Raw genomic sequence first — 6,091 nt, 5'->3', positions numbered from 1 at the left:
GGCCGGCGGCATACCGTCCCTGCGGGCGCCCGAACCGCTGCGTGCGCCCGCCGTGGCCGCCCCGCCGCCTCGTGAACCGGGCCCCTCCGAGGGGACCATCGGGCGCTTCCTCAGCCCGTCGAAGGTGCCGGGACGGATCGGAAACCTGCTCTACCTCGCCGCGCTGGCCAACATTGCCGCCGCCATCGTCCGCCCCTGGCGCAACCGGATGCCGGAAGTCGCCACCTACCTGCCCGGTGCCGTCGAGGGCTATGTGGTCGCCTTCGCCATCCTCTCCGGCCTCTTCCTGCTGCTCGTGGCCCGCGCCGTCAAGCGGGGCAAGGCCCGTGGCTGGTGGGCGGCCATCATCCTGCTCTCCCTCCTCCTGGTCTTCGACGTGGCCGAGGGGGAACTCCCACGACGACCCATCGCCACGACGTTGACCGTGCTGGCGCTCGCCCTGCTCCTGGTCTTCCGTCGGCAGTTTGCGGCGGCCTCGGACCCGACGACGCGGTGGCGAGCCCTCTGGGTCTTCCTCGGGCTGCTCGTCAGTTCGTTGCTCGCCGGGGCAGCGTTCGTGCGCGTCGAGTCGCGCCATCTCTTCGAGGTCCGCAATCTCGGGTGGACCGATGCCCTCATCGCCGCGGCCACCGGCATGCTCGGCCAGGACCTCAACGACCTCGCCGTCACCCCGACGCCGCGCCTGCAGGTCATCTCCAATGTGCTCATCGTGCTCGGCTTGGTGACCGTGCTCGTGCCCGTCTGGCTCTTCCTGCGGTCGCCGCGTCAAGTGGGCACGATCGACGCCGACGACGATCGCCGGATGCGCCTGCTCCTGGCGGCCCACCCGGACTCCTTGGGCTACTTCAACACGCGCCAGGACAAGGACTTCGTCTGCTCCGAATCCGGCAAGAGCGGCATCGGCTACCGAGTCGTGAGCGGTGTGATCCTCGCGTCCGGTGATCCACTCGGTGATCCGGAGGCCTGGCCCGGCGCGATCGCGGCCTTCCTCGAGCTCGCCGATTCGCACGGATGGACCCCGGGAGTGCTGGGCTGTTCCGAGCTCGGCGGCACGATCTGGGTGCGGGAGACCGGCTTCCAGGCGCTCGAGATCGGCGACGAGGCAATCGTCGACTCCACCGAGTTCTCCCTCGATGGCCGTGAGATGCGCAACGTGCGCCAGATGGTCAACCGGATCCGGCGGCAGGGCTACGAGACCGAGATGTTGCGGGTGCGTGACACGCCGGTCGAGTGGCGGGCCAAGGCCCTGGCGGATGCCTCGGCCTGGCGGGTCGGTGGCACCGAGCGCGGGTTCTCGATGGCGACCTCGCGCGTCTTCGATGCCGAGCGCGACCCCGACGCGATCGTCATCGTCGCGACGCGCGAGGGGATCGTCGAGGGAATGCTCCAGTTCGCGCCCTGGGGCCATGACGGGATGTCCCTCGATCTCATGCGCCGCAACCCGGCGGCGGACCCGGGCATCAACGAGTTGCTCATCGTCGACGCCCTGTCCAAGGCTCCGGGTCTGGGGGTGCGGCGCGTCTCGCTGAACTTCGCGATGTTCCGGAGCACCTTCGAGCGCGGCGAGAAGCTCGGCGCCGGGCCGATCCTCAAGGCCTGGCGACGACTGCTGCAGGTGGGCAATCGGTGGTTCCAACTGGAGAGCCTCTACCGATTCAACGCGAAGTTCCGGCCGGTGTGGTACCCACGGTTCGTGATCTATCCACGGGCGGTCGACATCGTGCGAGTCGGCCTGGCAGCCGGGCGGGCCGAGGCCTTCATCGTCTTCCCCCGGCTCACCCTGCCGTTCCGAGGTGGGCGATGAGCGGACGTCCTCTCCCCGTCGGCTCGGCCCCTTCGGCTCGTCCGGTGATCATGGGCGTCGTCAACGTCACGCCGGACTCCTTCTCCGATGGCGGCGAGTGGTTCGACCCGGACGACGCGATCGCACACGGCCTCGCGCTGTGGCGGCAGGGCGCGCAGATCCTCGACGTCGGGGGCGAGTCGACGCGCCCCGGTGCCGAGCGACCCAGTGTCAGTGAAGAGTTGCGGAGGGTCGTGCCCGTCGTCGCGGCGCTCAGCGAGGCCGGCTGCGTGGTGTCCGTCGACACGATGCGAGCGGGGGTGGCGGAGGCAGCGATCGGTGCGGGCGCGGCATACCTCAACGACGTGAGCGGGGGGTTGGCGGACCCGGCGATGGTCCCCCTCGCCGTCGAGAGCCGGCTGCCCTTCATCGCCATGCACTGGCGCGGCCACAGCGCCGACATGCAGTCGCGCGCGGTCTATGACGATGTCGTGGTCGACGTGGCCCGCGAACTGGCGGAGCGCCGAGAGACGTTGCTGGAGGCCGGGATTCGCGCCGATCGCCTGATCCTCGACCCCGGGCTCGGTTTCGCGAAGACCGGTGACCACAACTGGCAGTTGCTCCGCGGTCTCGACACGATCGTGGGCCTGGGGCAGCCGGTGCTGCTGGGCGCCTCCCGCAAGGGCTTCCTCGCGCGGGTCGGGCGCGCCGCGGGGGCCGAGCGGACACCCAAGGAACGCGACGTGGCCACCGCCGTGACCAGCCTGTATGCCGCGCAGCACGGCGCGTGGGGGGTCCGGGTGCACGACGTGGTCGGCACGATCGACGCCTTCGACGTCGCCGACGAACTGGCCGAGGAAGGGTAGTCATGACCGACCGGATCGTGCTGAGTGGGGTGTCGGGCACCGGCTTCCATGGGGTCTTCGACCACGAGAAGCGAAATGGGCAGATCTTCGTCGTCGACGTGGCCATTGATGCGGACCTGGCGGCTGCCGGCCGGAGTGACGACCTGTCCAAGACCGTCAACTACGGCGAGATCGGGGCCGTGGTGCACGAGCGCATCGAGGGTGAGCCCTTCGACCTCATCGAGCGCCTCGCCTCGGTGATCGCGCAGGACGTCCTCGCCGGGCATCGCCTGGTCGACGAGGTGACCGTCACGGTCCACAAGCCGCAAGCGCCGGTGGGTGTGCCCTTCGCCGATGTCACCGTGTCGGTGGCGCGGCGACGAGACCCGGTGCCGGTCGTCATTGCCCTGGGGGCGAATCTCGGCGATGCCCAGGGCGCCCTGATGAGTGCGGTTGCGTCGATCATGGACCTCGCGGGCGTGGCAGCGGTGCAGGTGTCCGATGTCGTCGAGACGGACCCTGTGGGAGGTCCGGACCAGCCGGTCTACCTCAACCAAGTGGTCACGGCGACGACCTGGTGGAGCGCGCCGCGGCTGCTTGCCTCCTTGCACAGAATCGAGGCCGAGCACGGCCGAGTGCGGGAGATCCGTTGGGGCGCGAGGACTCTGGACCTCGACCTGATCCAGTACGGCACGCCCGGAATGGAATCCGAGTGGCGGAGTGAGAGCGAGGACCTGATGCTGCCGCATCCGAGGGCACACGAGCGCGGCTTCGTGCTCGTGCCGTGGCTCGACGTCGACCCCGACGCGCGGCTGAGGGTGGGCGAGCAGGTGGTGGCTGTGGCCGATCGACTCGACGCGGTGGAGACATCGGGCGTTCGGCCCCTCGCGGAGGAGCGCACGGACTGTGGCTGTGGTGCCGGGGGGTGTGGATCGTGAGGCGTCAGGGACTCTCCGCCGGGCGCGTGCTCTCCGTCTTCCTCGTCGTCGGGGGGCTCTCGACGATCCTCTGGATGCTGTGGGAGCGGACCGGTCGGCTGATCCCCGAGCCGCCTCTTCTCGCGGGCCTGCTCTTCCTGCTGCTCATCGCCTTCCTGCTCGGAATCGCCTGGCCGGTCCGAGCGTTCGTGCGCGGCACGAGTGACAAGGCGCTTGAGCCGTTGCGGGCTGCACGCGCCCTGGTGTTCGCCCAGGCCGGCGCCCTCACCGGTGCCGCTCTCGCCGGGTGGTATGCCGCGCAACTGGTGATGGTCCTGCTGGGACTCGAGCTCGCGGCATACCACGGGCGCGCGTGGCGGCTGGCCCTGCTCACCCTCGGCGCGATGCTGCTCGCCGGTGCGGGATTGCTGGCTCAACACTGGTGTCGCGTGCCGCCGCGCGACGAGCCCAAGGGTCGCGAGCGGGGCGAGCGCGACTCCTGAGCTCTGACCTACTTGTCGACGTCGCCGACGACGAAGAACATCGAGCCGAGGATCGCGACCATGTCGGCGACCAACTGACCGGGCAGCATGCGGGAGAGCACCTGCACGTTGTTGAAGGATGCCGAGCGGAGTTTGAGCCGCCACGGTGTCTTCTCGCCGGCCGAGACGAGGTAGTAGCCGTTGAATCCGAGGGGATTCTCGGTCGCCACGTAGTGCTCGCCCTCGGGGACCTTGAGCACTTTGGGCAGGCGCTGGTTGACCGGTCCCGAGGGGAGTGTGGCGAGCCGGTCGAGACAGGCGTCGGCGAGATCGAGCGCGACATGCACCTGCTCGAGGAGCACCTCGAGCCGCGCGAGGCAGTCGCCCTCGGTGCGGGTGACCACCCGGCCCGGGCCGCCGGGGGCGAAGAGCTCGGCGTAGGCCAGGTAGGGCGCGTCGCGCCGGAGATCGACGTCCACCCCGGACGCTCGCCCAATGGGGCCGCTCACCCCGAACTGCTGGATCGTCGAGGCCCCGAGGACACCGACGCCCTTGGTCCGCGCCATGAGGATCTCGTTGCCGACGAGGAGCGACTCCAGCTCGGGGAGCCGCCGGCGGACGCCGGTCACCGCGTCGCGCACGCGGCCGGTCCAGCCGGCCGGCACGTCCTCCTTGAGGCCACCAACCCGGTTGAACATGTAATGCATCCGCCCTCCGGAGGCCTCCTCCATGACCGCCTGGAGCTCCTCGCGCTCGCGGAAGGCGTAGAACACCGGTGTGATGGCCCCGAGCTCCAGAGGATAGGAGCCGAGGAACATCAGGTGTGAGAGAACGCGATTCAGTTCGGCGAGGAGGGTGCGGAGCCAGACCGCGCGGGTTGGGACCTCCATGCCCAGCAGGTGCTCGACGGCGAGCACGACGCCGAGTTCGTTGCCGAATGCGCTCAACCAGTCGTGCCGATTGGCGAGCACGGTGATCTGGCGGTAATCGCGGACCTCGAAGAGTTTCTCCGCGCCGCGATGCATGTAGCCGATGATGGGGTCGGCGCTCACGATCCGTTCGCCGTCGAGGACGATCTTGAGACGGAGCACGCCGTGCGTGGCGGGGTGTTGGGGGCCGATGTTGAGCACCATGTCGTGTGAGGTGAGGCCGGCTCCCGTGGCCAACGTCGTCTCGGTGGGGGTGCTCACGCCCGCCATCCTGCCGTATGCCGCGGGGTCGAGCACCGCCCCGCGCGCGGGGCCGCCGCCTGGCTGTGGTCTGCCGGTCGTCTGCCTGCGGTGCCGCTGCTCGGCCCGGGGTAGGTCACTTGGGGGAGGACCAGCCGGAGCGCTGCAGGCGCTCGGCGGCATCGAGGATGGTCGCCAGGGCGAAGTCGAACTCGCCGTCTTCGTCGCAACTGGTGGCCGTCGGTCGCCGCGTGCGGGAGTCCGCGGCGACGGCCAGGATGCCCGGATAGTCGGTGGGGTCCGGCGTGGGCGCTGTGCTGCGCCTGGTCGGCGGACCGCCCGCCTCGTTGAAGAGTTCGGGGCTGAAGCCCCAGATCCGGTTGCCCAGCAAGTGCATGACGTGGTGGGTCAGGTCCGGGGTGAAGCCGGCCGCGAGGAACGCGCTGGTCAGTCGTTCCATGTGTGCCAAGACGGCCGGGGTGCGCAACTGGCGGGTTTCCAGGACGCGCCGGAACCACGGGTGGGTCCTGTGGAGCGCGCGGACGCCATGGATCGGGCCGGTCACGGCCTCGCGCCACGGCAGGGGCTTCGATGTGTGATCGGCCGTGCGGTCGGCCTGGTGACCGGTCGTCCCACCGACGCCGAGGCCGGTGAGCAGGTGCTCGACCATGCCGTCGAGCAGGTCCTCCTTGTCGCCGACGTGCTTGTAGAGCGCCATCGGCACCACTCCCAGCGCGTCGGCCAGATGCCTCATGCTCACGCCCTCCAGACCCCGCTCATCGGCGAGGGCCACGGCGGCGGTCAGGACCACATCGCGGCTGAGGGGAGCCCTGGCGGCGATGGCGCGCGGCATACGAAACTCCTGCGGTTGACGTGGTGTACATCGTACACCTAC

6 protein-coding genes are annotated in these 6,091 nt (G+C 69.9%); 4 read left to right on the top strand and 2 right to left on the bottom strand.

Translation table 11 applies throughout. The features are described 5' to 3' along the window. The 4 genes from BN10_RS13145 to BN10_RS15865 all read left to right on the top strand — a co-directional run. A partial coding sequence (locus tag BN10_RS13145) for a phosphatidylglycerol lysyltransferase domain-containing protein (RefSeq protein WP_051369709.1) occupies positions 1 to 1,804 on the top strand: 1,804 nt, incomplete at its 5' end. Next, entirely contained in the window at positions 1,801 to 2,649 is an 849-nt protein-coding gene (folP, locus tag BN10_RS13140; protein ID WP_010851744.1) for a dihydropteroate synthase, read from the top strand. The genes BN10_RS13145 and folP, both read left to right, overlap by 4 nt. 2 nt (positions 2,650 to 2,651) lie before the next feature. Continuing rightward, positions 2,652 to 3,566: a 2-amino-4-hydroxy-6-hydroxymethyldihydropteridine diphosphokinase gene (folK, locus tag BN10_RS13135; protein WP_010851743.1), complete on the top strand. Its 915-nt coding sequence runs from the start codon at positions 2,652 to 2,654 to the stop codon at positions 3,564 to 3,566. Then, positions 3,563 to 4,048 (top strand): DUF3180 domain-containing protein, encoded by a 486-nt coding sequence (locus BN10_RS15865; RefSeq protein WP_010851742.1) that lies wholly within the window; start codon positions 3,563 to 3,565, stop codon positions 4,046 to 4,048. The genes folK and BN10_RS15865 overlap by 4 nt, the downstream gene beginning before the upstream one ends. An 8-nt stretch (positions 4,049 to 4,056) precedes the next feature. On the opposite strand, the gene BN10_RS13125 is transcribed toward BN10_RS15865, so the two are convergent. Continuing rightward, complete coding sequence (locus tag BN10_RS13125) at positions 4,057 to 5,226, bottom strand: NADH-quinone oxidoreductase subunit D (protein WP_040751828.1); 1,170 nt, start codon at positions 5,224 to 5,226, stop codon at positions 4,057 to 4,059. 106 nt (positions 5,227 to 5,332) lie between these two features. Next, complete coding sequence (locus BN10_RS13120; protein WP_010851740.1) at positions 5,333 to 6,049, bottom strand: TetR/AcrR family transcriptional regulator; 717 nt, start codon at positions 6,047 to 6,049, stop codon at positions 5,333 to 5,335. Between the last annotated feature and the right edge of the window lie 42 nt (positions 6,050 to 6,091).

Origin of the sequence: Phycicoccus elongatus Lp2, from assembly GCF_000367525.1 — a bacterium.
GTDB lineage: Bacteria > Actinomycetota > Actinomycetes > Actinomycetales > Dermatophilaceae > Phycicoccus_A > Phycicoccus_A elongatus.
Note: the sequence above shows the minus strand (reverse complement) of the source record. Positions and strands in the feature narration are given on the sequence as shown.

Excerpts from the sequence above, each read along its gene's own strand:
- folP (WP_010851744.1), top strand. The coding sequence starts at position 1,801 with ATGAGCGGACGTCCTCTCCCCGTCGGCTCGGCCCCTTCGGCTCGTCCG.
- folK (WP_010851743.1), top strand. The coding sequence starts at position 2,652 with ATGACCGACCGGATCGTGCTGAGTGGGGTGTCGGGCACCGGCTTCCAT.
- BN10_RS13125 (WP_040751828.1), bottom strand. The coding sequence starts at position 5,226 with ATGGCGGGCGTGAGCACCCCCACCGAGACGACGTTGGCCACGGGAGCC.
- BN10_RS13120 (WP_010851740.1), bottom strand. The coding sequence starts at position 6,049 with ATGCCGCGCGCCATCGCCGCCAGGGCTCCCCTCAGCCGCGATGTGGTC.